Source organism: Vibrio sp. 1CM7H, assembly GCF_023161645.1.
GTDB classification, from domain to species: Bacteria; Pseudomonadota; Gammaproteobacteria; order Enterobacterales; family Vibrionaceae; genus Vibrio; species Vibrio diabolicus.
In genome coordinates this window covers 25,268-48,303 of record NZ_JALNTV010000007.1, presented here as the reverse complement: position 1 = coordinate 48,303, position 23,036 = coordinate 25,268, and the positions used below count along the sequence as shown (strand labels likewise).

Genomic DNA, 23,036 nt, shown 5'->3' with positions numbered 1-23,036 from the left:
ACTTTTTGTGACTGAAACGCGGTTTTACTGCGTATGAAGCATTGAAGTTGAGTGTCACTCTTTGTTGATTGCGAAACTAACCTGCGAATTAGACTATGAAATTTATTGTAAAGCCCCATCCAGAAATTTTTGTAAAAAGTGAATCTGTGCGTAAGCGCTTCACAAAGATTTTAGAGTGCAACATTCGTAACATCATTAAGAGCCGCACGGAATCTGTCGCGGTATTCAACCGTCGTGATCACATTGAAGTGACCTCTGAGAGTAACGAATTCCACGCTGAAGTTCTTGAGGTTTTGACTCATACACCAGGCATTCACCACGTACTGGAAGTGAAGCAGACCGAATTTAAAGATTTGCACGATATCTTCGAACAAGTACTGGAGCTAAATCGCTCTGCACTCGAAAATAAAACCTTTGTTGTACGTGCGAAGCGTCGCGGTAAGCACGACTTTACCTCTATCGAACTAGAGCGTTATGTCGGCGGTGGTTTAAACCAAGCGATTGAGAGCGCAAGAGTTAAGCTGCAAAACCCAGACGTGACGATCAAGGTGGAAGTCTCGAACGATAAGCTAAACCAAGTGCTGGCTCGTCATAAAGGTCTAGGCGGCTTCCCACTGGGCACGCAAGAAGACGTGTTGAGCTTGATCTCTGGTGGTTTTGACTCTGGTGTTTCTAGCTATCTGCACATCAAACGTGGCTCAAAAGTACACTACTGTTTCTTTAACCTAGGTGGTCCAGCGCACGAAATCGGCGTTAAGCAGGTTTCTCACTACCTATGGAACAAATACGGCTCTTCAGCAAAAGTACGTTTCATCTCAGTTGATTTCGAACCTGTGGTTGCGGAAATCCTAGAGAAAGTCGATGACGGCCAAATGGGGGTTATCTTGAAGCGTATGTTCATGCGTGCAGCAGGCATGATCGCTCAGAAGATGAAGATCGAAGCATTGGTGACTGGCGAAGCGCTCGGTCAGGTATCGAGCCAAACGCTAACTAACCTCCGCCATATCGATAACGTAACGGACACGTTGATTCTGCGCCCACTTATCAACTGGGATAAAGAAGACATCATTAACCTAGCACGCGAAATCGGCACGGAAGACTTTGCGAAGACTATGCCAGAGTATTGTGGTGTTATTTCTAAGAAGCCGACAGTAAAAGCGATTAAAGCGAAGCTAGAAGCGGAAGAAGAGAAATTTGACTTTAGCATTCTTGAGCAAGTAGTTCGTGATGCACGCATGATGGACATTCGTGATATCGCGAAAGAGTCTGAGCAAGCAGCACCAGAAGTCGAGCAGGTTGAAGCGGTAGAAGAGCACGCGGTTGTGCTAGATATTCGTAGTCCTGAAGAGGAAGACGATAACCCGCTTGAAATCGAAGGTGTGGATGTGAAACATATCCCATTCTACAAGTTGGGTACACAGTTTGGTGATCTAGACCAATCTAAGACATATTTACTGTACTGTGACCGCGGTGTGATGAGCCGTCTGCAAGCGCTTTACTTGCAAGAGCAAGGCTTCAATAACGTAAAAGTTTACCGCCCATAGTTGACTGATAAAAAGACGTTAAAAGGCGCAAATTGAGACATCAATTTGCGCCTTTTTTGTTTTTGATCGCGTTACAGCTAACCATTACTTAGCATAATATTGAGGCTTATCGCAAAGCTATACACTTTGTATTGATATAACGATAATTAATCCGAAAGAAGAGTAATAAAGTGATGTTGCTGCCAGATATACGGATGAGATTTTCGATAGATAAAAAAACACCGCCTAATTTAGGCGGTGTAACAAATTTGACAGACAGGTCAAAAATAAATACAGGAAGTATATGTTTTGTCACAGGGAGTGTGGACAAAACATTATGGTAGAAATCTACCTAACTCGAAATACGAGTTTGCAAACACAACATCGCAACAACGAAGCCAATTGATTTCCAAAGAAATCAAGCCGTTCAGGCTCGTGTTGCGGGGTGAAATATAGAATTTATCTGGCTGTTCGACAACGGACATTTTATAATGTTTCAGATTAAAAAAACTAATCCTATTTGAGGTCCCATATGTCTCGCAGATTGCCTCCATTAAATTCGCTTCGAGTCTTCGAAGCGGCTGCTCGTCATCTCAGTTTTACGCGAGCGGCAGAAGAGTTGTTTGTTACTCAAGCCGCGGTCAGTCACCAGATTAAAGCACTCGAAGAGTTCTTATCGTTGAAGCTCTTTCGTCGCCGTAATCGTTCGCTATTGTTGACAGAAGAAGGACAAAGTTACTTTCTCGACATCAAAGATATTTTCACCTCGATTGCCGAGGCGACAGATAAGGTATTGGAACGTAGTGAAAAAGGGGCATTGACGATCAGTCTACCGCCGAGTTTTGCTATCCAATGGTTGGTGCCTCGTTTGGCCGACTTTAATGCTCAAGAGCCAGATATCGATGTACGTATTAAAGCTGTGGATATGGATGAAGGTTCACTGACTGATGATGTAGATGTCGCTATCTACTATGGCCGTGGGAATTGGCCGGGTTTGCGAGCGGATAAATTGTACCAAGAGTTTCTGATCCCACTTTGTTCACCTTCGTTACTTTTAGGCAACAAACCATTAGAATCTCTAAGTGACCTCAAATTACACACTTTGTTACATGATACTTCGCGTAAAGACTGGAAGCAGTTTGCGCGTCATTACAACATCGAAGGTATCAATGTAAACCACGGTCCTATTTTCAGTCACTCGACGATGGTGCTACAGGCTGCTGCGCATGGTCAGGGGGTCGCGCTTGGTAACAACGTACTCGCCAAGCCAGAAATGGAAGCTGGACGACTCATCGCGCCATTCGACGAGGTGTTGATCTCCAAGAATGCATTCTACGTGGTGTGTCATGAACAGCAGGCAGATATGGGCCGAATCGCAACGTTTAGAGACTGGATGTTAGCGACCGCGAGAAAAGAGCAAGAGGAAGTATTAGATGAGCCAATGGATAGTTGAGGGACCTGAGAGCGGTCCTCTATTTATCTTTGCCCATGGCGCAGGAGCGGGGATGGAACATGATTTCATGACCGCCGTTGCCAAAGGATTAGTTGAGCAAGGAATTCGCGTGGTGCGATTTAACTTCCCGTATATGATTAAGCGAGCGGAAGATGGGAAAAAGCGTCCACCAGAGCGTGCGCCAAAACTGCTGGAAGCCTATGAAGAAGTGATTGCTCACTTTACCTCTCAACCTATTGTCATTGGTGGTAAGTCAATGGGTGGCCGCATGTCGAGTTTACTGGCTGAAAATGAGCTGGTGGCGGGCATTGCCTGTTTAGGGTTTCCATTTCACCCACCGGGAAAGCCAGAAAAGTTCAAAGGCGATCACTTAGCGAATATCGAGAAACCTACGCTGATTCTACAAGGGGAGCGAGACACCTTTGGTAAGCGTGAGGAATTCGATGACTTTGTCCTTTCATCGCAAGTTAAGGTGAGTTTTTTACCCGATGGTGACCACAGCTTTAAACCGCGCAAGAGCTCAGGCCATACCGAGGCGGGTAACATCGAGCTCGCGGTAGAGCAGTTAGGGGCGTTTATCAAAGAGGTGTACCGTGAAAAGTAAGTGGTTACTCTCATTTTCTGGTTTGTCTGGGCTGGTTTCTGTCGCTCTTGGAGCCTTTGCTGCACATGGGCTAAAAGCTCAGCTGGCTCCGTATTTACTTGGCGTATTTGAGACCGGAGTGTTGTACCAGTTTATTCACACGCTGGCGATTGTGTTTTGTGCGGTTTTATTGCTATTGAATTTGGGACAAAAAGCACAAAAATATTTTTTCATTGCAGCGATTTGCTTTATCATCGGCATCTTTTGTTTTAGCGGCAGTCTTTACGCACTGGCGCTGACAGGCATTAAGTGGTTTGGGCCGATTACTCCAATGGGAGGATTGCTGTTCATGATTGGTTGGTGTCTGTTCTTTTTTGCTGCGTTCAATATCAAAGAGGTCTCCAAGTGAAACAACTAATGCTCTATTGCCGTTCTGGCTTTGAGAAAGAGTGTGCTGGTGAAATTCAGGACAAAGCGACACAGTTGGAAGTGTATGGCTTCCCTCGTGTGAAGAGAAACTCAGGTTATGTTGTCTTCGAGTGTTACCAAGATGGAGATGCGGACAAACTTGCGAGAGGTTTGGACTTTAAGTCGTTAATCTTCGCTCGCCAAATGTTTGCGGTAGCGGCTGAGTTTCAATCGCTGCCAAGTGATGACCGCATTAGCCCAATTTTGAATGAGCTAGCAGACATTGAAGCGTTTCCTCGCTGTGGGGATTTGAGAATTGAAACTCCGGATACGAATGAAGCGAAAGAGCTACTGAAATTCTGCCGTAAATTTACTGTCCCAATGCGTCAAGCGTTGCGCGGTAAAGGTTTAATGTTGAACAAAGACAACGCGAAGAAGCCAGTACTGCACATTTGTTTTGTGGAGCCTGGCCACTGTTATGTCGGTTATTCTTACACAGACAATAACTCTCAGTTCTTCATGGGTATTCCTCGCCTTAAGTTCCCAGCAGACGCCCCAAGTCGTTCAACGCTTAAACTGGAAGAAGCATTTCACGTCTTTATTCCACGTGAAGAGTGGGATGAGCGTTTGGCTCCAGGAATGTGGGGGGTCGATTTAGGCGCATGTCCAGGCGGTTGGACGTACCAATTGGTGAAGCGCTCGATGTTCGTTCACTGTGTCGATAACGGCATGATGGCAGACAGCTTGATGGAAACCGGCCAGATCAAGCATCATATGGTGGATGGTTTTAAATTCGAACCAGACCGTAAGAACGTAACATGGATTGTTTGTGACATGGTAGAAAAGCCAGCTCGTGTTGCTCACCTTATGGGCCAGTGGCTGTTAAAAGGTTGGGCGAAAGAGGCAATCTTTAACCTTAAGCTGCCAATGAAAGGCCGCTATGACGAGGTGCTGCAAGACCTTGAAAACCTGAAGCAGTTCCTGATTGATAATAAGGTAAAGTTCAGACTACAAGCTAAGCATTTGTATCATGATCGTGAAGAGATCACGATTCATATCCAGTGTCTATCGAACATTTCGCCGTACTAATTCTATCTCCGAGTCATTTGGGGATAGTCCCGAGAATAGAAAAAGCGCCTTCAAATGGCGCTTTTTTATTGTCTGATAGCTCTATGGTTTGAAACCATCATCAGACACTATTCCGCCTTATTTGGTCCTGTAAAGCGAATGTCCTGTAAGTTAAAGCCGAGTTCAATGTCGCACTTTAAAGCCGCGACGCGTTTACATAAGCGTGCAGACTCAATGTGCTCGTCTAATTTTTTACGGTATTTCGGTGCAAGGTCTTCACTGGCGTAGGCTGCTTCAATATTCTCAAACTGAGTAAGAATCTCTTTCGCCGCTTTCGGTCCAATGCCCGGAACCCCTGGCACTTGACTAGAGCTGATCCCCGTTAACCCCCAATAATCGGCCAGTTGGCTCGGTTTTACGCCGAACTCTTTTTCGATAAACGGTTCATCTAACCAACGATGTTGGAAGTAATCACGGATCTGTAGGGTAGGAGAAAGCAGCTGACAGTAGCCTTTATCCGTAGAAACGATGGTGACTTTTTCACCATGACTGGCCACTTTAGTCGCGAGAGTCGCAACCAAGTCGTCCGCTTCATCGCCTTCAGAAAGCAATGAATCAATACCTTGTTCCCACCATGCTTGCTGAATCGCATCTAGACCTTGCATCAGTGGTTCCGGCATTGGTTTTCGATTTTGCTTATAGTCTGGGAGAATCTCAGCTCGCCACCCTCTGTCTTGTTCATGGTGATCGAAAACCGCGATGATGTGTGTCGGGTTGGCTTCTGACAGAATGCGAGTGAGGGTTCTTTGTGTCGTGGTGATGGTTCTTGCTATGTCGGTTGGATCCGGTTGTGCAGAGTGCACACGGCGGATCAGGTTTAGGGCATCAATAATAACAAGATGAATAGACATAATGACTTAGCAATAAAAAGGGGCGTAATGCCCCTAGTGTAACGAATGCTAGCCTGACTATCGACCATCAATTTCTGGGTGAGCGATGCGATAACACGGTTCGTAGTCTGAACCGCCAGGTAATTTCATTCGGTGTTGTTCGACAAAGTCTTGTAGTAACTTATCGAGCTTTTTCATTAGCACAGGATCACCGTGAATGGTGAAAGGGCCTCGACGTTCGATTTCTCGAATGCCTTCGGCTTTGACGTTACCAGCCACGATACCTGAGAAGGCTTGACGCAGGTTGGCCGCTAAGACTTGAGGTTCTTGATCTAAGCTTAAGTCCAATTGCTCCATCGACTCATGAGTTGGATCGAATGGTAACTGGAAGTTAGGCTCGATTTTTAATGACCAGTTAAAGCTATAAGCATCGCCTTTTTCTTTTCGGTGAAGGCGTACAGAGTCCATGGAGCGCTTCATGATACGTGCCACTTCTGCCGGATCGTCAATGACGATCTCGTAATGCTTTTGACCTTCTTCGCCAAGTGTATCGCGAACAAACTCGTCGATAGAGCGGAAGTACTCTTCACTCTCTTTTGGTCCAGTTAACACGATAGGCATTGGCTGATCGGCGTTGTCTGGATGCATCATAATGCCAAGAATATACAGCAACTCTTCTGCAGTACCCGGACCACCAGGGAAAATCACAATGCCATGCGCCATACGTACAAAGGCTTCCAAACGCTTTTCGATGTCTGGCATGATAACCAGCTCATTCACGATTGGGTTTGGTGGCTCGGCTGCAATAATCGAAGGTTCGGTTAAACCAAGATAACGTTGCTGAGTATAACGCTGCTTCGCATGTCCGATAGCGGCACCTTTCATTGGCCCTTCCATCGCACCAGGGCCACAACCCGTGCAGATATTAAGTTCACGCAAGCCAAGCTCGTTACCGACTTCACGTGTGTATTGATATTCCACGCCATTGATAGAGTGACCGCCCCAACATACGACGAGGTTTGGCTCGATACCTGGTGTGAGTGCTCTGGCATTACGCAGAATACCGAACACGAGGTTAGTGATGTGAATTGGGTTCGTCAGGTTGAGTCGTTGTGCGTCTGCTAAATGCATATTGACATAAACGATATCGCGTAACACGGAGAACAGATGCTCTTGGATACCTTTAATTATCTCGCCATCGACAAAGGCGTGCTCAGGTGGGTTAGTCAGCTCAAGCTTAATACCACGCTCGCGGCGCACTACGTTGACATCAAACGACTGGTGTTTATCGAGCAGCTCTTTCGAGTTATCGGTATGACTGCCGGAGTTCAACACCGCTAACGTGCAGTTGCGGTACAGTTGATAAAGTTCACTCGAGGCCGTGTTCTTTAAGCGCTCTACTTCTAATTGAGATAGCAAGTCCATGCTACCAGCGGGGCTTATATGGGTAATCATAACGCCTCCTTGTGTTGCATTATTTTGAGGGAAAGTACCAACACACCTTTTTGGGTTATACGTATGGTTTGATGAAAGGCAGTTGGCCGATTTGGTTTTATGGTTATTGACTCCCAAGCAACCTCAAGATAGTACATTCGCGTTCTGTAAATGCATCATCTTGAAGTGACTTGGGTTTTTACAGCTTAGCAGACTGAAAGGGAAGAAATGTGATAACTCGTTGAAAATGGGTGGTTATAAAGCGTAAATTGCGCCAATTCTGGTTTGTTTGTTCGCTTTTTGTACGAAATCTAGCTCCAGTTAAGCTGATTTGTTCCACGTTTTTTAGCGTCCGCAAGCATCTTGCCGAGTCGATCGAGTACATACTCTGGCGTATCGGACTCTTTAAAAGAGGTCGACACAGCCGCTAGGGTGATCATGATATTTTGCTCACGGAACTTAAATGGTAATTGGCTAATATCACGCTGGATATGTTTAATGAGATCCAGTGTGTATTCTTCAGATTGTTCTGGAACGAGTAAAATAAACTCTTCGCCACCAAAGCGAGCTACCGTTTCAGTTTCTGATACGCGTTTATTAATGGTGCGAGCGATGATCTTCAACGCTTTATCACCAGCCGTATAGCCATAGCTGTCATTCACCGCTTTGAAGTTATCAACGTCAAACAACACTACACGCAGATTCTGTTGAGAGCGAATCCAACGCCGATACTCTAGCTCTAGTCGATCATTAAATGCGGTGCGGTTATAGACTTTAGTCAGAGGGTCTAGCAACATGCGCTGAGCTTGGTCATCTAAGCGTCGACGATGATCTTGGGTGGTTTCAAACACGGCTTCGAGCTGGTTCTTACTGTAATTCAAACGCTCTTGCAGCGCTTGTTCTCGTTCTTCCGTCATTTTAAGTCGCTCTGTCAGCGACGCCATTTTCGCAAGTAACGGGGCGATTTCTTTTTTTACATCCGCTAGATCTTGAGCTTGGTCGAGCGATAGTTGACTCAATTCAACCAGACTGTTCATTTCTGTGTTGAGCTCTTGGCGGTGCTCAAAGTAGGTATGATGTTGGTCGACGTTCTGATGAACGGTTTTTAGGTTACTTGCGAGAGAAGTGTTCAGCTGATCAAGGAATTGGCTAGACGCTTCGCGCTCGAATTTTGTTGCTTCGACAACCAATTTCAGCGTTGAGAGCGTAAGCTCAATGAGAGATTCTGCACTCACGCCAAGAAGCAGCTTAGCCCGAATATCGAGCAATCGATCTCCCGTTTCTCCCTCAAAATCCAGCTCGGTGATGGTATGTTGTAGATCGCTGGCTAAGCACTCAAGTTGAGACTTATCAGGATTATTCTCAAACTCACTGAGATGCAAACGCGAGTTGGAAGTGATGATTTTCAGAGCGCGTTCGTAAATGCTCAGTAGCTTAGTGGCTTGATCGGCTTTATTGCTGGCATGAGCTTCTGAGAAACTCATTAAGTTCCGTAGTTCACGTTTTAACTGCGCAGGTAAACCTGTGACACGTTGGAGTGTTTCACCACTGTGTTTGATTTGTTCGTCTAAGTAGCCGTTCTGTTTGTCCATCGTCTTCGACTGCTGTTTGAGCATTCTCTCTAATACCGCTAAACGTGGGATAAGAGTACTGATATCTTTTTGATGTTGCAGCTCTTGTTGGATTTCAAACAGGTAATTGGATACCTGGGTATTCGAACCCTGGCAAGCTGAAGACAATGATGCCACAACGCGTTTAAGAACTTGTTGTTCACGTTTGAATTTGAGTGAAGTATCACGATGTGTCAGTCTGAGTTGGTCAAGTTGACAACTCAGCTGATGAAGCTGCGACTGAATATCGGATTCCAAGATTCCCATGAAGTGACTACGGTTAAGTCCATGTACTACTGACAATTATCCGATAATAACAAAAAACGTTATAGCGTCATTAGTTATTATGTCTAACAGGCGTTTAATTATCCATTTTTTAATATTTTCTTGATGTCGTCCTCATTCTTGTAGGACGAATGGATCTTAATCAGGCCTTGGCTAATGGCATGCTGACAGGCGGTTCTTATGTTACCCGTTGCAAAGCTCGCGGCGGGTGCGTTATCGATGGCTTTCAAGAAAACCCAGTGGCTTTGCTTATCCTTCAAGCTGACTTCTCGCGCAATGTGAGTCGCAAGCAGCAACAGATCGAGTAATTCCTCGTCGTTAATTGCAGTGTAGGCTCGGGGTAAGAACGGATAATCGCTGATACCCATGCGAATAATACGGTTGACGTTGTGTTGTTGAGCGAACTCATCCACCCAAGTCTGGAATTTCTCGAACATGACTTCGGCAGAAGCATCACGGTCAGCGTTCGGCTCGATATAGAGTAGGTTTGCATCTGAGAAATGGTAAAGACGCGATGGCTTTTCTATCTTTTCCGCTAGAAAGTCGCCAAATGCGCGCTCCAGCTCTAGACCTGCTTTATAACCGTTGTGGACGTACATGCTTCGTAGGAATGGCAAGTCGATCATGACAAAGCGCAGGCGATCGTTAAGTGGCTCGTGGATCAATTCGCCCATTTGCCATTGCTCGAAAGTTTCGCTCGACTTTTTCAATGAGCGAGACAGCTTCACGTTCAGCATACGCAAGTTACGTAAACGGGAACGAGAGTGAGTGAAGAGATCATTACGCAGTTTTTCGATTTCACTTGCTTGGCGCTGCATGATCACGCCGCGGCGCATAATGAACAAAAACATCACCAACACAGTAATAAACAATGCGAATGAGATTTTCTGGAATTTGCGGTGTTCCCTTTCCACTTGCTCAAGGCGTTCCGATTGGCCGATATAGTGGATGGTTTGTTCAGCAAACTCTTTTTGTTGGCGGAATGCATCCTCACTGATTTGGTTGAGCTGTTTTTGCTCTAAACGCACAAGGTTGGTGTATTTCTTATAAGCCTGCAGAGAAAGTTGGTATTCGCCTGCCTGCTCGTAACCAAGCCCGAGTAAGCGGTAAGACTGCTGCTTAATGAAGTTGTTATTTTCAGGTGACTTTTCAGCAAGTGCTAACGCCAGCTTTGCATTGGTAATGACGTTTTTACTGTCGTTTTGATGATAAGCCAGGCCTGACTGAAGCAACGCTGCCTTTGCTTCAAGCTTAGGAATGTCAGTGTATTCTAAAAGCTCTTTAGAACGGTCTAGGTATTGTTCAGCTAGCGCGTAGTTGTAGAGTTGCAGATAGGTAGCCGCTAAGCTTAAGCGAATCTTAATGATCCGATTAATGTTCTTACTGGTGCTTTCATGGTCCAGCACGTTGAAGTAGTGCACTAAGGCAAGGTTAAACTTGCCTTGGTAAAAATAAATGTCGCCCATTTGCTCAAGGACATCCGCTAGGATGGGAGAGCTAGGGTAGGAGTCATAGAAGTCTGCGGCTTGAGATAAGTATTCGATCGCTTTGTCGTAAACTCGGCGCTCTTGGAATAGCCTCGCCAACAGGCGATTAACTTTTGCTAACCTTGCGCCACTGTCACTCTCAATAGATTGCCAATAACCGTAAAGTAGTTCCGACAAAGCCAAATTGTATTTTTTGCTATTCAGATAAAACTCGCCGACGGCTGTGTAATAGTCGATCAAGGCTAAGTCAGATCGGCTGTCTTCAAGCATAGTTTTGGCTTGAGAATACAAACTTTCCGCTTTAATCAGATCGCCACTATGTGAAGCGAGGAGCGCTCTTTGCATCACTAATCGATAGCGAACGCTGTCGGTACGTTGCAATACCGCATCAGCTTCATCAAGTTGTTGCTCAATTTGGTTAAGCGTATCTTCCGCTTTTGAATAGTTTTTGTCGTACATCCAAATCATTTGGTTGCGCATCAGCTGGAGATCTAAGTCCATGTACGGCAATTGATATTCTTGCGCTAAGCGCTCGGCTTTGTTTAGGTGTTCGATAGCCGAACGAACGTTACCCATGGCGTAGTCTGCCTGAGCGATAATCTTGTGTGCTTCGATGGTGCTGCTTGGTGTGCGAACGCTACGATCGGTCTCGTCACGAGACATAGCAGAAGGGCTGTCACTCTCTTTGCGTTCCGTTAGCTCACGTTGTGACAAGTAGTTGGTTGCCGCTTGTTTTGCTTGTGATGGCTCTATTTCCGCCAATTGTTGTGCTTCGTTGAGTAACGCGGACGATAAAATAGTCGCATGAAGCGGCTGTACAAACAGCAAGCAAAGAAAGCCAATCAACTTGAATAGACGCGAACTGTCCCAAAACATCCTTTCGTTCCCTCGAACTGTTTTTAGATATGGCGGATAACGGTAAAAGACCTCAACAAGCCTCTTAAATGCAGGTTGAAGCCATTTGATATAGTAACATGCTTGGACAATAAAAACGTCCGGTAACCCTTTAGATTACCGAACTTATTTCTGTCACTAACGTGATTACTGACGAGCCATGCGGTGGTTGTGATCTGGCTTGTCTTGTTCCGTTGAGCGGTACGGGTTGATGTCCAAGCCACCACGGCGCGTGTAGCGGGCGAATACGGTCAGTTTGCTTGGTTGGCAGTATTTCATTAGATCCGTAAAAATACGCTCAACACATTGTTCGTGAAATTCGTTGTGCTCGCGGAAAGATACCAAGTAACGCAGCAGTTTCTCGCGATCTATTTTCGCACCTTGGTAGCGAATTTCTACACTGCCCCAGTCAGGCTGGTTAGTGATTAAACAGTTTGACTTCAATAGATGGCTATGTAGGATTTCTTCCACTTGCTCTTCACCTGCTGCGCCTTCAAGCAAATCGGCATCAAAATCGTAACTGGTGATGTCAATGTCTTGGTCATCAATGCATTCGCCTTCCATTGTCACAATAGGCTGATTGGTGTAGTGAGTAACCGGGTTCACCTCGACCAACACCTTTTCACCTGCACATTCAGATAGGTCTTGCGTTAAACGCTCTTCAACTTCTTCCCAGCTTGAAAAACGGGTTTGGTTGTAGCTGTTTAAGTACAGTTTGAAAGACTTCGACTCAATCAAGTTTGCACTGGTGGCTGGAATGTATACTTCGCCAACGGCCACTTGTGGTAAGCCTTTACTATTTAACCAAGATAGCTCGTACAGCGTCCAAATGTCGTGGCCCATAAAAGGAAGGCTGTCGCCTAACTGAAGGTCATCTCGGTTTAGGCTACGAGGAACTGGTTGCAGCAAGCTTGGGTCGTATTGGTTCGCATACTCGGTCTTTTTACCTAGTGTGAGGCCAGCAAGCTCTTTAGCGTCAGAATATTTGCTCATACTTTGTGGTCGTTTTCGATTAGAATGGCGAGAATTTTACTGAATCCGCTGGTCAATTGCCATCCGGCAAACACGGCTATCTGATAAATAAGGAATGAGGAGACCTTCATGACCCAAAACGTTACTCAGGCGCTACAAGAGTTCAGCCTGCGCTACCAACAAGCTTGGCAAGCTAAATATAATGAGTTGCCAAGCAGTGAAGAGCTTGCAGATCTTGTTTCTCCTTGTGTCGAAGAGAAGCGTGATGGAAAGGTGCTTTGGAAAGCGGTCGCACGTGATGAAATGGCCGATTTCACTAATGTGGAAAATGCGATTGAGTTGTCACTGCAAGATGATGTAAAAGCCTTTTATGGTTCTCAATACAGCGCCGATATGGAGGCAACTTGGCAAGGTAATTCGTTGACGCTGCTGCAAGTGTGGAGCGATGATGATTTTGTGCGCCTACAAGAAAATATTCTTGGTCATTTGGTGACGCAACGTCGCCTGAAACTTAAACCAACGGTATTTATCGCGGCGACAGATGAGGAAATGGATGTGATCTCGATTTGTAACCTCACTGGTAATGTGATTTTAGAGCGTTTAGGTACGTCTAAACGCGATGTGCTGGCGGATTCATTGGCTGAGTTCTTGAGCAAGTTAGAGGCCGCTGTCTAAATATGTACGTTGTTGAGTTGCAGTTTGAGTGTTTTGATAACACCACCGTCAGCGCGGTAGACAAAGCCATTAATGGCTTGATGGATGCGTTGCGTTACAACGGCCAAGTACTAGGCCGTGAATTCCCGATAGTGATGGGAGATGGCGAGTTTTATGTTCGTGTCGTTTGCCCAGAGCAAGACAGTTTGCATCCACGTTATCACTCAGATTTTGTCAAAGTGTGCATGAACCGTTTGTCAGACGCGTCCTTGCTTGCACCGAAAATGCGTATGCTTGGCCGTGATTTAAATTCAGAACAAGCGGCCGAAGAAGAGACACCTAGCTGGCAAGTGTTGTACACGACTTATGTTCATACGTGTTCGCCATTGCGCAGTGGGGAAACGTTGTTGCCGATTCCTTTGTATCGCAATGAGCCGACGCTAAATGGTGACCATAAAGCCGTCATCAAATGGCAGACAGAATGGCAAGCGTGCGATGAAATCCAAATGGCTGGCGGGTGCCGTGCAGAGCATGCGGCGCTGCACGAGATTTGCGATGTAGACAGCGTGTTGTTCCGCCGCGGTTGGGATTTGCGAGGTCGTATCGAATACATCACGAAGATTCCTACGTACTATTACCAGTATCGTGTCGGTGGTCAGTCGCTGGAGAGTGAGAAAGCGCGCAAGTGCCCAAAATGCGGTGGAGAGTGGCTACTCGATGAGCCACTACATGACATATTTCACTTTAAGTGTGATGACTGCCGAATCGTGTCGAATATCTCTTGGGACCACCTTAAGTAGCGAAGTTACTTAAATGGGTAGATAGACAAATAGAAAGGGCTGATGTTTTCACATCAGCCCTTTTGTGTTTAGAACGTTGTTTTCAGTCATGTTTTGAAAAGTGGGATTACCAACCTTTCACAACACCGCCTTTGAACAGCTCTTTTGCCGCTTCGTAAACTTCTTCCGTTTGGTAAGCTTTTACGAAGTTTTGTACGTTTTGCGCATTAACATTTTCTTCGCGAGCGACGATTAGGTTTACGTATGGTGAGTCTTTATCTTCAACAAACACACCGTCACGCTCTGGCGATAGGTCGATAGAACTTGCGTAAGTGGTGTTGATGATAGATAGCGTTACGTCATCCAATGAACGTGGAAGTTGTGGCGCTTCTAACTCAATGATTTCGATATTTTTAGGGTTGCCTACTATGTCACGTACTGTAGCGAGTAGACCAACGCCATCACGTAGCGTAATCAACCCTTGTTGCTCAAGAAGCAGTAGTGAGCGACCTAGGTTTGTTGGATCGTTTGGAACTGCGATGCGTGCGCCATCTTGGATTTCATCGATTGACTTCACTTGCTTAGAGTAACCAGCAATAGGGTAAACGAATGAGTTACCCGCGATAGCCAGTTTGTAGCCGCGGTCTTTCACTTGCTGGTCTAGGTATGGTTTATGTTGGAACGCATTCGCGTCTACTGAACCATCATCCAGAGCGGCATTTGGCGTTACGTAATCGGTAAATGTTACTAACTCAACGTCTAGGTCGTACTTTTCTTTTGCTACTTTAGCTGCCACTTCGGCAACTTGTGCTTCAGCACCAGCAATAACGCCAACTTTTACTTTATTTACGTCTACTTCTTTGTCACCACAACCCGCTAGAACAAGAGCAGAAGCGGCTGTTGCTACAGTCAAAAGACCTTTAAGGCTAAATTTCATCTTTATCTCCTTATAATTTGTATTTTCAATGCTTATCTGTGGTCTACACGGCGCACCACTGCGTCACCGATAGACTGAATAATCTGTACTAGAACAATCAACATCACGACAGTCACGGCCATGATAGTTACATCGTAGCGGTGGAAACCGTAACGGATGGCTACGTCGCCGAGGCCGCCGCCGCCTACCGTTCCCGCCATGGCCGAGTAGCTAACGAGAGTGACTAAGGTGATCGTTACTGAGTTAACAATAGTCGGCATTGCTTCAGGTAGTAGAACTTTTGTGATGATCTGTGTTGGTGTCGCCCCCATTGATTGCGCCGCTTCCACCAAGCCTGTTGGTACCTCTAACAAAGCACCTTCAATAAGACGTGCAACAAACGGAATGGCACCAATAGTCAGTGGGACGATTGCTGCGGTTGTACCGATAAAGGTTCCAACTAGCATTTTTGTCACTGGAATAATCGCAACCATCAGGACGAGGAATGGCACAGAACGACCAATGTTAACGACAGCGCCTAAGCTGCTATTTAGTTTGGTGTTTTCAAGTAGGCCGCCTTTCTTAGTAATATGGAGAATTACGCCTAATGGAATACCCACGGCAAAGCCGACTAATCCGGCAACCGCAACCATGTAAAGCGTTTCCCACGTTGCACCTAAAAGTAGTTTGCTGTTTAAACTCAGCCATTCAGAAATTGTATTAAAGGACATAACCAAGTACCTCTACTTTTACGTTGTGCTTACGCAGGTATTCCAATGCTGCGTTGTCATCTTCTTCGTTACCAAATAGCTCTGCGACCATCATGCCGAATTTCACGCCGCCAGCGTAATCGAGATCGGAGCTTAAAATACTCACATCAATATTGTATTTACGAGAGATTTGCGACATTAGCGGAGCATCGACGGTTGCGCCAGTAAACTCTAAGCGAACTAATGGGTAGCTGCCTTCAACACGCTCTGTTTGCAGACGTGCTTGGTAATCTTCAGGAATGGATAGATCCAGCGTTGAGCGAATGAATTGGTGCGCCAGCTCCGTTTTAGGGTGCGCGAAAATATCGCCAACGGTGCCTTTCTCCACCAACTCACCACCACCGATGATCGCCACTTCGTGACAGATGCTTTTTACCACTTCCATTTCGTGGGTAATCAGTAGAATCGTGATGTTGAGTTTGCGGTTGATCTCTTTCAATAGCTCAAGGATGGATTGAGTCGTTGCAGGATCCAGTGCGCTAGTGGCTTCGTCACACAGTAGTACGCTTGGATCGGATGCCAATGCGCGAGCAATAGCCACACGTTGTTTTTGACCGCCACTTAGGTTGGACGGATAGCTTTCGTGTTTGTCGGCTAAGCCAACAAGTTTTAGTAACTCAGTGACTTTTGTTGTGATTTGAGATTTGTCTTTGCCTGCCAGTTCCAGTGGTAGCGCCACGTTATCAAACACAGTACGAGACGAAAGCAGATTAAAATGCTGGAAGATCATGCCGATGTTACGGCGCGTTTCGACCAACTGCTTTTTGCTGAGTTTTGTTAAATCAATGCCATCAACGATGATGGAGCCAGATGTTGGTGCTTCTAACATGTTTACGCAGCGGATCAGCGTACTTTTACCAGCACCAGATGAACCGATAACACCGAAGATGGTGCCCTTGGCGATGTGTAGGTTAATGTCTTTCAGGGCAAGGATTTCCTTACTGCCTTGGTAGAACACTTTATTGACGTTTTTTATTTCTATCATGTTTCAACCTGCCCAAAGATACGGGGAACTTCGCTGTCAAAAACGGCCTTTGACAGAACTTAATGTTGAGCTTTATCTCACTTCTCAGTTGATGCTATGGGTTAACCAGAATGAAGTCAATAGATATTTTTACGTCTAGACGTCTAAATGTATGGATGTTCTGTTTTGAAGAGAATGAGGAGTAAGTTACGAGGAGAAGATAAGTGGAGAGCCCCCTCAGAATTACCGATTCTTGCCCAACAAATCAACTGTTTTGTCGAGGCCTAGAACGAATTAGATAGTGTTGAAGTTTATAAGGTATGTAATAATCTGATTAAACCGAGTTAATAGAGAAATATGTTTTGGCAAAACCTGCTGTTTTTATCGATCGTGATGGCGTGATAAACGTTGACCACGGCTACGTTCATGACGAACATGATTTTGAGTACATTGATGGTGTATTTGAAGCGACGAAAGCGCTGAAAGATCAAGGTTACCTCTTAGTGCTAGTGACGAATCAATCGGGCATCGCACGTGGTAAATTCAGTGAAGACCGTTTCTTGTCTCTGACTCAATGGATGGACTGGAACTTTGTTGATCATGGTGTTGAGTTTGATGGTATCTACTACTGTCCACATCACCCTGAACATGGCATTGGGGATTACAAGCAAGATTGTGATTGCCGCAAGCCTAAACCTGGTATGTTTATCTCTGCTCGCGACTTCTTGAAAATCGACATGGAAAAATCTGTGATGATTGGTGATAAAGCCGAAGACATGATGGCAGCAGAAGCCGCAGGTGTTGGCACTAAGATTCTGGTTCGCACAGGTAAGCCAATCACCGAGCAAGGTGAAGCATTAGCAACGGTTGTGCTTGATAGTGTTGCTGACGTGCCTGCATATCTAAAGAAATAATCTGCACAATTCGCATATTTAAGGGAAGCGTTTGCTTCCCTTTTCTCTTATTACTGTTAAAGTTCAGTCACCTAAGCATTCATCCATTCTAGTTTGATCACTTATGAGCAAAAAACTCACCATTCTTGATATCGCGAAATTGGCAGGCGTTGGCAAATCAACAGTAAGCCGTGTGCTTACCAACGATCCAAAAGTGAAACCTCAAACGCGAGAGAAAGTAGAGCAAATCATTCGTGAATCTGGTTATGTACCGTCCAAATCTGCGCAATCAATGCGTGGCGGTAGCCAAAAAGTTATTGGTGTTATCATCTCCCGTCTAGACTCACCATCAGAAAATCGCGCCGTTGGTACAATGCTCAATGCATTGTATTCCGCTGGTTATGATGCGGTGATCATGGAGAGTCAGTTTGACCGAGACAAAACCAATGAGCACTTGAGTGTGCTTAAGCGTCGCAATGTGGATGGCGTGATTGTATTTGGGTTTACTGGATGCGATGAGCAAGCCTTAGCCGAGTGGGGCAATCGCATTGTGGTGATTGCGATGGATACCGATAACGTCTCTTCCATCAATTATGATAACCAAGGCGTGATAGACATGGCTTTGTCTCACCTTGAGCAGCAATCTTTATCTCGCATTGCTTATATTGGTGTTGATCCTGAAGACAAAACCACTGGCTTAGCTCGTCTAAATGCTTATAAATCGTGGTGTAAACGCAAGCAACTTACGCCTTGCTTCCAAACCGGTAAGCTTAGCCATGAAAGTGCTTATCAGTTGGTGGACCACGTTCTGAAAGCAGACACGCAAGCCATTGTGTGTGCCAGCGATACCATTGCATTGGGCGTAATCAAGCGTCTTCAAGAGTTAGGTCGTGAAGACGTGGTCGTGACAGGCGTGGGTGGTAACGAGTTGCTTTCTTTCCTTTTCCCTAAAGTATTTAGTGTCGATCCTGGTTATACCCTTGCGGGTGAAAAGTCCGCTAAAATGCTGATTAATCAATTAAATGGCGATGAAGAAGTGGTTCACTTTACTCAACAGCCTATCGTTTGTTAATCCACACTAAAACGATCTGCTCTAAAATTATACTGTGATCATTCTCAATTAATGGGACTGTTCCCATTTTGTTTTTTGTCTTCGAATGGCAATATTAAAATTAAGAAATGGGAATGTTCCCATTTATAAAAACAAAATGATGAATCGAATGTATCCAATACAGGGTGGACAAAGTTATGAGTAAGATTGCGCGTAAAGACGTGGAGCGTCTTATTGAGCTGGTCGGGGGGCCGGACAATATTGCCAGTGTAAGTCACTGTTTAACTCGCTTGCGTTTTGTTCTAAATGATACGGACAAAGCAGATACGAAACAGTTAGAAGCATTACCGATGGTGAAGGGCTGTTTTACCAATGCAGGCCAGTTCCAAGTGGTTATCGGTACTGAAGTGGATGAAGTTTACAAGGTACTGATCGGACTGACGGGTAAAAGTGAAGCCAGCAAAGACGAAGCGAAGAACGCTGCTCGTCAAAACATGAATATCGTTGAGCGTGGTATTTCCCACCTTGCAGAAATCTTTGTACCACTGCTACCAGCGATCATCACTGGTGGTCTGATCCTTGGTTTCCGTAATGTGATTGGCGACATCAAGATGTTTGATGGTCAAACGCTAACGGAAATCAGCCAGTTTTGGGCAACGGTACACTCTTTCTTATGGCTGATTGGTGAGGCGATCTTCTTCTTCCTACCGGTTGGCGTGTGTTGGTCGACAGTGAAAAAGCTCGGCGGTACTCCGATTCTGGGTATCACGCTTGGTGTGACATTGGTTTCGCCGCAGTTAATGAACGCTTACCTAATTGGTAAGCAAGTACCTGAAGTGTGGGACTTTGGCTTATTCGCCATCGAGAAAGTGGGCTATCAGGCGCAAGTGATTCCAGCAATGCTTGCTGGTATGGCTCTGGCGTTTATTGAAACACGCTTAAAACGCATCATTCCGTCTTACCTTTACCTAGTAGTAGTACCGTTTGTTTCTATCATTGTGTCTGTGATTCTTGCGCACTCTATCATTGGCCCATTCGGTCGTATGTTGGGTGACGGCGTAGCATTCGCAGCAAAAGCAGCCATGACGGGTGACTTTGCGATGATTGGTTCAACCATCTTCGGCTTCTTATACGCGCCACTTGTGATCACAGGTATCCACCACACAACCAACGCCGTTGACTTGCAGTTGATGCAAGAATTGGGCGGTACGCCAATTTGGCCTTTGATTGCACTATCGAACATTGCTCAAGCATCGGCAGTGGTTGGCATCATTATCATCAGTAAAAAGCAGGATGAGCGTGAAATCTCAGTGCCAGCAGCGATTTCTGCCTACCTTGGCGTAACAGAGCCGGCGATGTACGGCATCAACTTGAAATACAAGTTCCCAATGTTGAGTGCGATGATCGGTAGTGCATGTGCTGCTGCTATCTGTGGTAGTGCGGGCGTCATGGCGAACGGTATCGGTGTGGGCGGCTTGCCGGGCATCTTATCTATCCAGCCGCAGTTCTGGGGCATCTTTGCTCTGGCGATGTTGGTCGCGATGGTGGTACCCGCTGCATTAACGTTACTTCTTTATAAGCGTGCACAAGCGAAAGATGAGCTTGAGGCGGCAAACGCGTAATTCAATTTGAGGCAGTGACTTGGCTGCCTCCCCCTATTTTTCTTTTCAAATTTTAAGTTTCCGATTACTGGTAAGTGAGTGTTAGAAATGGCTATGACCAAGCATGATGAGAGCTGGTGGAAAACCGCAACCATCTATCAAATTTACCCAAAAAGCTTTTGTGACAGCGGCAGTAAAGGCACGGGCGATATTAAAGGGATCATTTCTAAACTGGATTATCTTAAGCACCTTGGTGTGGATGCGATTTGGCTGACGCCGGTTTACCAATCGCCAATGATCGACAACGGTTATGACATCTCCGATTACTACTCGATCAACCCCGAGTTCGGCACGATGCAAGATTTCGATACCCTGTTGGCAGAGGCTCATCAGTTGGGCATTCGAATCATCATGGACATCGTGGTCAACCATACTTCGACAGAACACAAGTGGTTCCAATCGGCGTTAGGGGACAAAAACAGCCCTTACCGTGATTACTACATCTGGAAAGATCCGGTTGATTGCGCAGAGCCCAACAACTGGCAATCGAAGTTTGGAGGCAATGCTTGGGAATTGGATGAAGCGACAGGGCAGTACTACTTGCACCTTTTTGCTAAAGAGCAGGCGGATTTGAACTGGGAAAACCCAGTGGTGCGTGAAGAAGTCAAAGAAGTCATCAGCTTCTGGGCAGACAAAGGCGTGGATGGTTTCCGTCTTGATGTCATCAATCTGATTTCTAAACAGCAAGACTTCCCAAGCGATGATATTGGCGATGGCCGTCGTTTCTATACTGATGGTCCTCGCGTGCATGAATATCTGCAAGAAATCAGCGAAGCCGTGTTTCAAAAGTACGGCAGCGTGACGGTGGGAGAAATGTCTTCGACCACGCTAGATCACTGCCAGCAATATTCTTCGCTAGACGGCAAAGAGTTATCCATGGTGTTCAACTTTCATCATCTGAAAGTCGATTATCCGAATGGTGAAAAATGGACCAAAGCGCCATTTGATTTCATTCAGTTAAAGCAGATCTTCAACCATTGGCAAACGGGCTTAAATGGCAAAGGGTGGGGCGCGCTGTTCTGGTGTAACCACGATCAACCTCGTGTGGTAAGCCGCTTAGGCGATGATAAACAATACCGCGTTGAATCTGCCAAGATGCTGGCGGCGTCTGTACACATGATGCAAGGCACACCTTATGTTTACCAAGGTGAAGAGATTGGTATGACCAACCCAGGTTACACTGAGATCAGCCAGTACCGCGACGTAGAAAGCACCAACATGTACGACATCATGGTCAACCGTGATGGCGTATCACACGAGGAGATGATGGCGATTTTGGCGCAGAAGTCGCGTGATAACTCACGTACGCCAATGCAATGGAACAGCCAAAAGCACGCCGGTTTTACCGAAGGCACACCGTGGCTTGAAGTGGCGCAGAACTACTCTGAAATCAACGCAGAAGCTGCGGTTGCTGATTTAAACTCGGTGTTCTATTTCTACAAACGTTTGATTGAGCTACGTAAACAGGTTCCGGTGATCACCGATGGCCGTTATGAAGATTTATTGCCAGAGCATCAGCGCATTTTTGCTTACGCTCGCCAGAACGACAAACAAACGCTGCTGTGTATCAACAACTACTACGCTGAAGAGGTGGAATGCGTTCTGCCAGAACGTTTTGATATGAGTAAAGCGAAAAACTTGCTATCTAACTATCAAAACTCAGCGAGTGCAGTCGCGTCAAACCATCAAGTATTACGACCTTACGAAACTCGTATTTTATTGATAGAAGAATAAACTCGGGTGTCACCCCCTAAGATTGATGTTCGAGATAAAGGCTTTGGTGCGCTCCCCAAAGCCTTTTTTATTGAGATGCGAGATACTTGTGGAGTACAGGCTTATTTTGTTTCAATTGCTGTTAGCAGCACTTTCTCTTCATTGACTTGTACTTGTTGTACTTTTAGCAGTTCGATTTGCTCAATCAGACCTAAGCTCGGGTTAAACCAACGTTCTGCCGAAGTGGCGAACTCCATTGAGTCCATATCATCGCAGTTTAGGTTGTAAGTATTCTCTTCCGTCAGGTACGCCGCTTCAATTTTCTTGCTTGAAATTGAGAACGTTTTACGTACGCCAGTCTCTCGGATTTGCTGCTGCCAAACCACTTGGCAAGATGCTGTCATTGGCAGGTTTTGCACCCACTCATGATCTTCAAAACTGTCTAGTAGGTTGTGAACTGCGTAGCCTGTTAGAGTGGTTTGCAGAGATATGGTCTCTTCACCGATATCAATGTTCGGGCTTTTCTCTTTTACGTCGTCACCGTTGAGACGGAAAATAGGGCTGCTGTGCATCAGCATGGCAACAAACTGCTGGTTAATGGAATAAGCGTCGGTGACTTCATGAAGTGCGCCATCAGAGCCTGCAAAATAAAGCGTATTGCCCTCTTCATCGTCGTTGTACTGTTCGTCAGAATAGTAGAACTGTTTGGCGCCGTAGTTCACCAAGTCATTAACCAGCTGGATGATTGCCTCGCTGTTTGGGATTTGTGCCAATGCTGCCAATATTTGCTCGTTATCCATCGCTTGGAAGCTCAGCTTCATGTCACCTTCAGATTGGCCATCCAAGCTAAACGAGTAGCTAAGTTGTGTGTTTGTCTCGGGAGCGAAAATGGAGTTTTGAATCGCGATGTCGAAACTTTCTTGAGGCACTTTGTTTGGATTAGCACTGCCAGAAGACGAACCTCCGCCACAGCCGTAAAGAGCCAGAGTTGCTGATGCGATAAGCGTCATTTTGTTTAGCATGGTTTA

20 protein-coding genes are annotated in these 23,036 nt (G+C 45.7%); 11 read left to right on the top strand and 9 right to left on the bottom strand.

Annotation, left to right across the window (positions count from 1 at the left end; all coding sequences use genetic code 11):
* Positions 1 to 95: 95 nt before the first annotated feature.
* The 5 genes from thiI to rlmM all read left to right on the top strand — a co-directional run bounded on the left by thiI (position 96) and on the right by rlmM (position 5,056).
* Entirely contained in the window at positions 96 to 1,544 is a 1,449-nt protein-coding gene (gene thiI / locus MSG33_RS19395; RefSeq protein ID WP_031780206.1) for a tRNA uracil 4-sulfurtransferase ThiI, read from the top strand.
* Between the two features lie 511 nt (positions 1,545 to 2,055).
* Positions 2,056 to 2,976 (top strand): transcriptional regulator GcvA, encoded by a 921-nt coding sequence (locus MSG33_RS19390; protein WP_005391378.1) that lies wholly within the window; start codon positions 2,056 to 2,058, stop codon positions 2,974 to 2,976.
* The gene (locus tag MSG33_RS19385) at positions 2,957 to 3,580 is read left to right on the top strand and encodes an alpha/beta fold hydrolase (RefSeq protein ID WP_248381779.1); all 624 of its coding nucleotides are present in this window, start codon (positions 2,957 to 2,959) and stop codon (positions 3,578 to 3,580) included. The genes MSG33_RS19390 and MSG33_RS19385 overlap by 20 nt, the downstream gene beginning before the upstream one ends.
* Positions 3,570 to 3,968, top strand: a complete 399-nt coding sequence (locus MSG33_RS19380; protein ID WP_005391376.1) for a DUF423 domain-containing protein — start codon at positions 3,570 to 3,572, stop codon at positions 3,966 to 3,968. The genes MSG33_RS19385 and MSG33_RS19380 overlap by 11 nt, the downstream gene beginning before the upstream one ends.
* Positions 3,965 to 5,056 carry a 23S rRNA (cytidine(2498)-2'-O)-methyltransferase RlmM gene (rlmM, locus tag MSG33_RS19375; RefSeq protein WP_005391375.1) on the top strand — a complete coding sequence of 364 codons (1,092 nt, stop codon included), beginning with the start codon at positions 3,965 to 3,967 and terminating at the stop codon, positions 5,054 to 5,056. The genes MSG33_RS19380 and rlmM overlap by 4 nt, the downstream gene beginning before the upstream one ends.
* A 107-nt stretch (positions 5,057 to 5,163) precedes the next feature.
* On the opposite strand, the gene xni is transcribed toward rlmM, so the two are convergent.
* The 5 genes from xni to queF all read right to left on the bottom strand — a co-directional run bounded on the left by xni (position 5,164) and on the right by queF (position 12,628).
* A complete protein-coding gene (gene xni / locus MSG33_RS19370; protein ID WP_005391374.1) occupies positions 5,164 to 5,946 on the bottom strand; it encodes a flap endonuclease Xni in 783 nt (260 codons plus the stop codon).
* 57 nt (positions 5,947 to 6,003) lie between these two features.
* A complete protein-coding gene (ppnN, locus tag MSG33_RS19365; protein WP_248381777.1) occupies positions 6,004 to 7,380 on the bottom strand; it encodes a nucleotide 5'-monophosphate nucleosidase PpnN in 1,377 nt (458 codons plus the stop codon).
* A 290-nt stretch (positions 7,381 to 7,670) separates the two neighbouring features.
* Positions 7,671 to 9,236 (bottom strand): GGDEF domain-containing protein, encoded by a 1,566-nt coding sequence (locus MSG33_RS19360; protein WP_053808743.1) that lies wholly within the window; start codon positions 9,234 to 9,236, stop codon positions 7,671 to 7,673.
* Positions 9,237 to 9,334: 98 nt separating this feature from the next.
* The gene (locus MSG33_RS19355; protein WP_005391368.1) at positions 9,335 to 11,617 is read right to left on the bottom strand and encodes a hypothetical protein; all 2,283 of its coding nucleotides are present in this window, start codon (positions 11,615 to 11,617) and stop codon (positions 9,335 to 9,337) included.
* A gap of 165 nt (positions 11,618 to 11,782) precedes the next feature.
* Positions 11,783 to 12,628 carry an NADPH-dependent 7-cyano-7-deazaguanine reductase QueF gene (queF, locus tag MSG33_RS19350; RefSeq protein ID WP_104971358.1) on the bottom strand — a complete coding sequence of 282 codons (846 nt, stop codon included), beginning with the start codon at positions 12,626 to 12,628 and terminating at the stop codon, positions 11,783 to 11,785.
* Positions 12,629 to 12,736: 108 nt separating this feature from the next.
* Between queF and syd the strand changes: the two genes are divergently transcribed.
* Both syd and MSG33_RS19340 read left to right on the top strand, forming a co-directional pair.
* A complete protein-coding gene (syd, locus tag MSG33_RS19345) occupies positions 12,737 to 13,282 on the top strand; it encodes a SecY-interacting protein (protein WP_053808745.1) in 546 nt (181 codons plus the stop codon).
* 2 nt (positions 13,283 to 13,284) lie between these two features.
* Positions 13,285 to 14,061 (top strand): Zn-ribbon-containing protein, encoded by a 777-nt coding sequence (locus tag MSG33_RS19340; protein ID WP_053808746.1) that lies wholly within the window; start codon positions 13,285 to 13,287, stop codon positions 14,059 to 14,061.
* A 106-nt stretch (positions 14,062 to 14,167) separates the two neighbouring features.
* Here MSG33_RS19340 and MSG33_RS19335 read toward each other — a convergent pair whose 3' ends face one another.
* The 3 genes from MSG33_RS19335 to metN are packed head-to-tail and all read right to left on the bottom strand — an operon-like array spanning position 14,168 to position 16,711.
* Positions 14,168 to 14,977, bottom strand: coding sequence for a MetQ/NlpA family lipoprotein (locus MSG33_RS19335; protein ID WP_248381775.1), 810 nt, complete (start codon positions 14,975 to 14,977; stop codon positions 14,168 to 14,170).
* 32 nt (positions 14,978 to 15,009) lie between these two features.
* Positions 15,010 to 15,687, bottom strand: a complete 678-nt coding sequence (locus MSG33_RS19330; RefSeq protein ID WP_005391355.1) for a methionine ABC transporter permease — start codon at positions 15,685 to 15,687, stop codon at positions 15,010 to 15,012.
* Positions 15,677 to 16,711, bottom strand: coding sequence for a methionine ABC transporter ATP-binding protein MetN (gene metN / locus MSG33_RS19325; RefSeq protein ID WP_006743210.1), 1,035 nt, complete (start codon positions 16,709 to 16,711; stop codon positions 15,677 to 15,679). The genes MSG33_RS19330 and metN overlap by 11 nt, the downstream gene beginning before the upstream one ends.
* A 341-nt stretch (positions 16,712 to 17,052) precedes the next feature.
* On the opposite strand from metN, the gene gmhB reads away from it, so the two are divergent.
* From gmhB to treC, 4 genes are all read left to right on the top strand, one after another.
* The gene (gene gmhB, locus MSG33_RS19320) at positions 17,053 to 17,604 is read left to right on the top strand and encodes a D-glycero-beta-D-manno-heptose 1,7-bisphosphate 7-phosphatase (RefSeq protein ID WP_005391350.1); all 552 of its coding nucleotides are present in this window, start codon (positions 17,053 to 17,055) and stop codon (positions 17,602 to 17,604) included.
* Between the two features lie 103 nt (positions 17,605 to 17,707).
* Positions 17,708 to 18,655: a trehalose operon repressor TreR gene (gene treR, locus MSG33_RS19315; protein WP_248381774.1), complete on the top strand. Its 948-nt coding sequence runs from the start codon at positions 17,708 to 17,710 to the stop codon at positions 18,653 to 18,655.
* Positions 18,656 to 18,831: 176 nt separating this feature from the next.
* Positions 18,832 to 20,256, top strand: coding sequence for a PTS trehalose transporter subunit IIBC (gene treB / locus MSG33_RS19310; RefSeq protein ID WP_248381772.1), 1,425 nt, complete (start codon positions 18,832 to 18,834; stop codon positions 20,254 to 20,256).
* 87 nt (positions 20,257 to 20,343) lie between these two features.
* Entirely contained in the window at positions 20,344 to 22,029 is a 1,686-nt protein-coding gene (gene treC / locus MSG33_RS19305) for an alpha,alpha-phosphotrehalase (protein ID WP_248381770.1), read from the top strand.
* Between the two features lie 101 nt (positions 22,030 to 22,130).
* Here the strand turns inward: treC and MSG33_RS19300 are convergent, their stop codons facing one another.
* The gene (locus tag MSG33_RS19300; RefSeq protein ID WP_248381769.1) at positions 22,131 to 23,030 is read right to left on the bottom strand and encodes a hypothetical protein; all 900 of its coding nucleotides are present in this window, start codon (positions 23,028 to 23,030) and stop codon (positions 22,131 to 22,133) included.
* Positions 23,031 to 23,036 lie beyond the last annotated feature (6 nt).

Bases quoted from the DNA above. Each gene is read 5' to 3' on its own strand.
- thiI (WP_031780206.1), top strand. From the start codon at position 96: ATGAAATTTATTGTAAAGCCCCATCCAGAAATTTTTGTAAAAAGTGAA.
- MSG33_RS19390 (WP_005391378.1), top strand. From the start codon at position 2,056: ATGTCTCGCAGATTGCCTCCATTAAATTCGCTTCGAGTCTTCGAAGCG.
- MSG33_RS19385 (WP_248381779.1), top strand. From the start codon at position 2,957: ATGAGCCAATGGATAGTTGAGGGACCTGAGAGCGGTCCTCTATTTATC.
- xni (WP_005391374.1), bottom strand. From the start codon at position 5,946: ATGTCTATTCATCTTGTTATTATTGATGCCCTAAACCTGATCCGCCGT.
- ppnN (WP_248381777.1), bottom strand. From the start codon at position 7,380: ATGATTACCCATATAAGCCCCGCTGGTAGCATGGACTTGCTATCTCAA.
- MSG33_RS19360 (WP_053808743.1), bottom strand. From the start codon at position 9,236: ATGGGAATCTTGGAATCCGATATTCAGTCGCAGCTTCATCAGCTGAGT.
- MSG33_RS19355 (WP_005391368.1), bottom strand. From the start codon at position 11,617: ATGTTTTGGGACAGTTCGCGTCTATTCAAGTTGATTGGCTTTCTTTGC.
- queF (WP_104971358.1), bottom strand. From the start codon at position 12,628: ATGAGCAAATATTCTGACGCTAAAGAGCTTGCTGGCCTCACACTAGGT.
- syd (WP_053808745.1), top strand. From the start codon at position 12,737: ATGACCCAAAACGTTACTCAGGCGCTACAAGAGTTCAGCCTGCGCTAC.
- MSG33_RS19340 (WP_053808746.1), top strand. From the start codon at position 13,285: ATGTACGTTGTTGAGTTGCAGTTTGAGTGTTTTGATAACACCACCGTC.
- MSG33_RS19335 (WP_248381775.1), bottom strand. From the start codon at position 14,977: ATGAAATTTAGCCTTAAAGGTCTTTTGACTGTAGCAACAGCCGCTTCT.
- MSG33_RS19330 (WP_005391355.1), bottom strand. From the start codon at position 15,687: ATGTCCTTTAATACAATTTCTGAATGGCTGAGTTTAAACAGCAAACTA.
- metN (WP_006743210.1), bottom strand. From the start codon at position 16,711: ATGATAGAAATAAAAAACGTCAATAAAGTGTTCTACCAAGGCAGTAAG.
- treR (WP_248381774.1), top strand. From the start codon at position 17,708: ATGAGCAAAAAACTCACCATTCTTGATATCGCGAAATTGGCAGGCGTT.
- treB (WP_248381772.1), top strand. From the start codon at position 18,832: ATGAGTAAGATTGCGCGTAAAGACGTGGAGCGTCTTATTGAGCTGGTC.
- treC (WP_248381770.1), top strand. From the start codon at position 20,344: ATGGCTATGACCAAGCATGATGAGAGCTGGTGGAAAACCGCAACCATC.
- MSG33_RS19300 (WP_248381769.1), bottom strand. From the start codon at position 23,030: ATGCTAAACAAAATGACGCTTATCGCATCAGCAACTCTGGCTCTTTAC.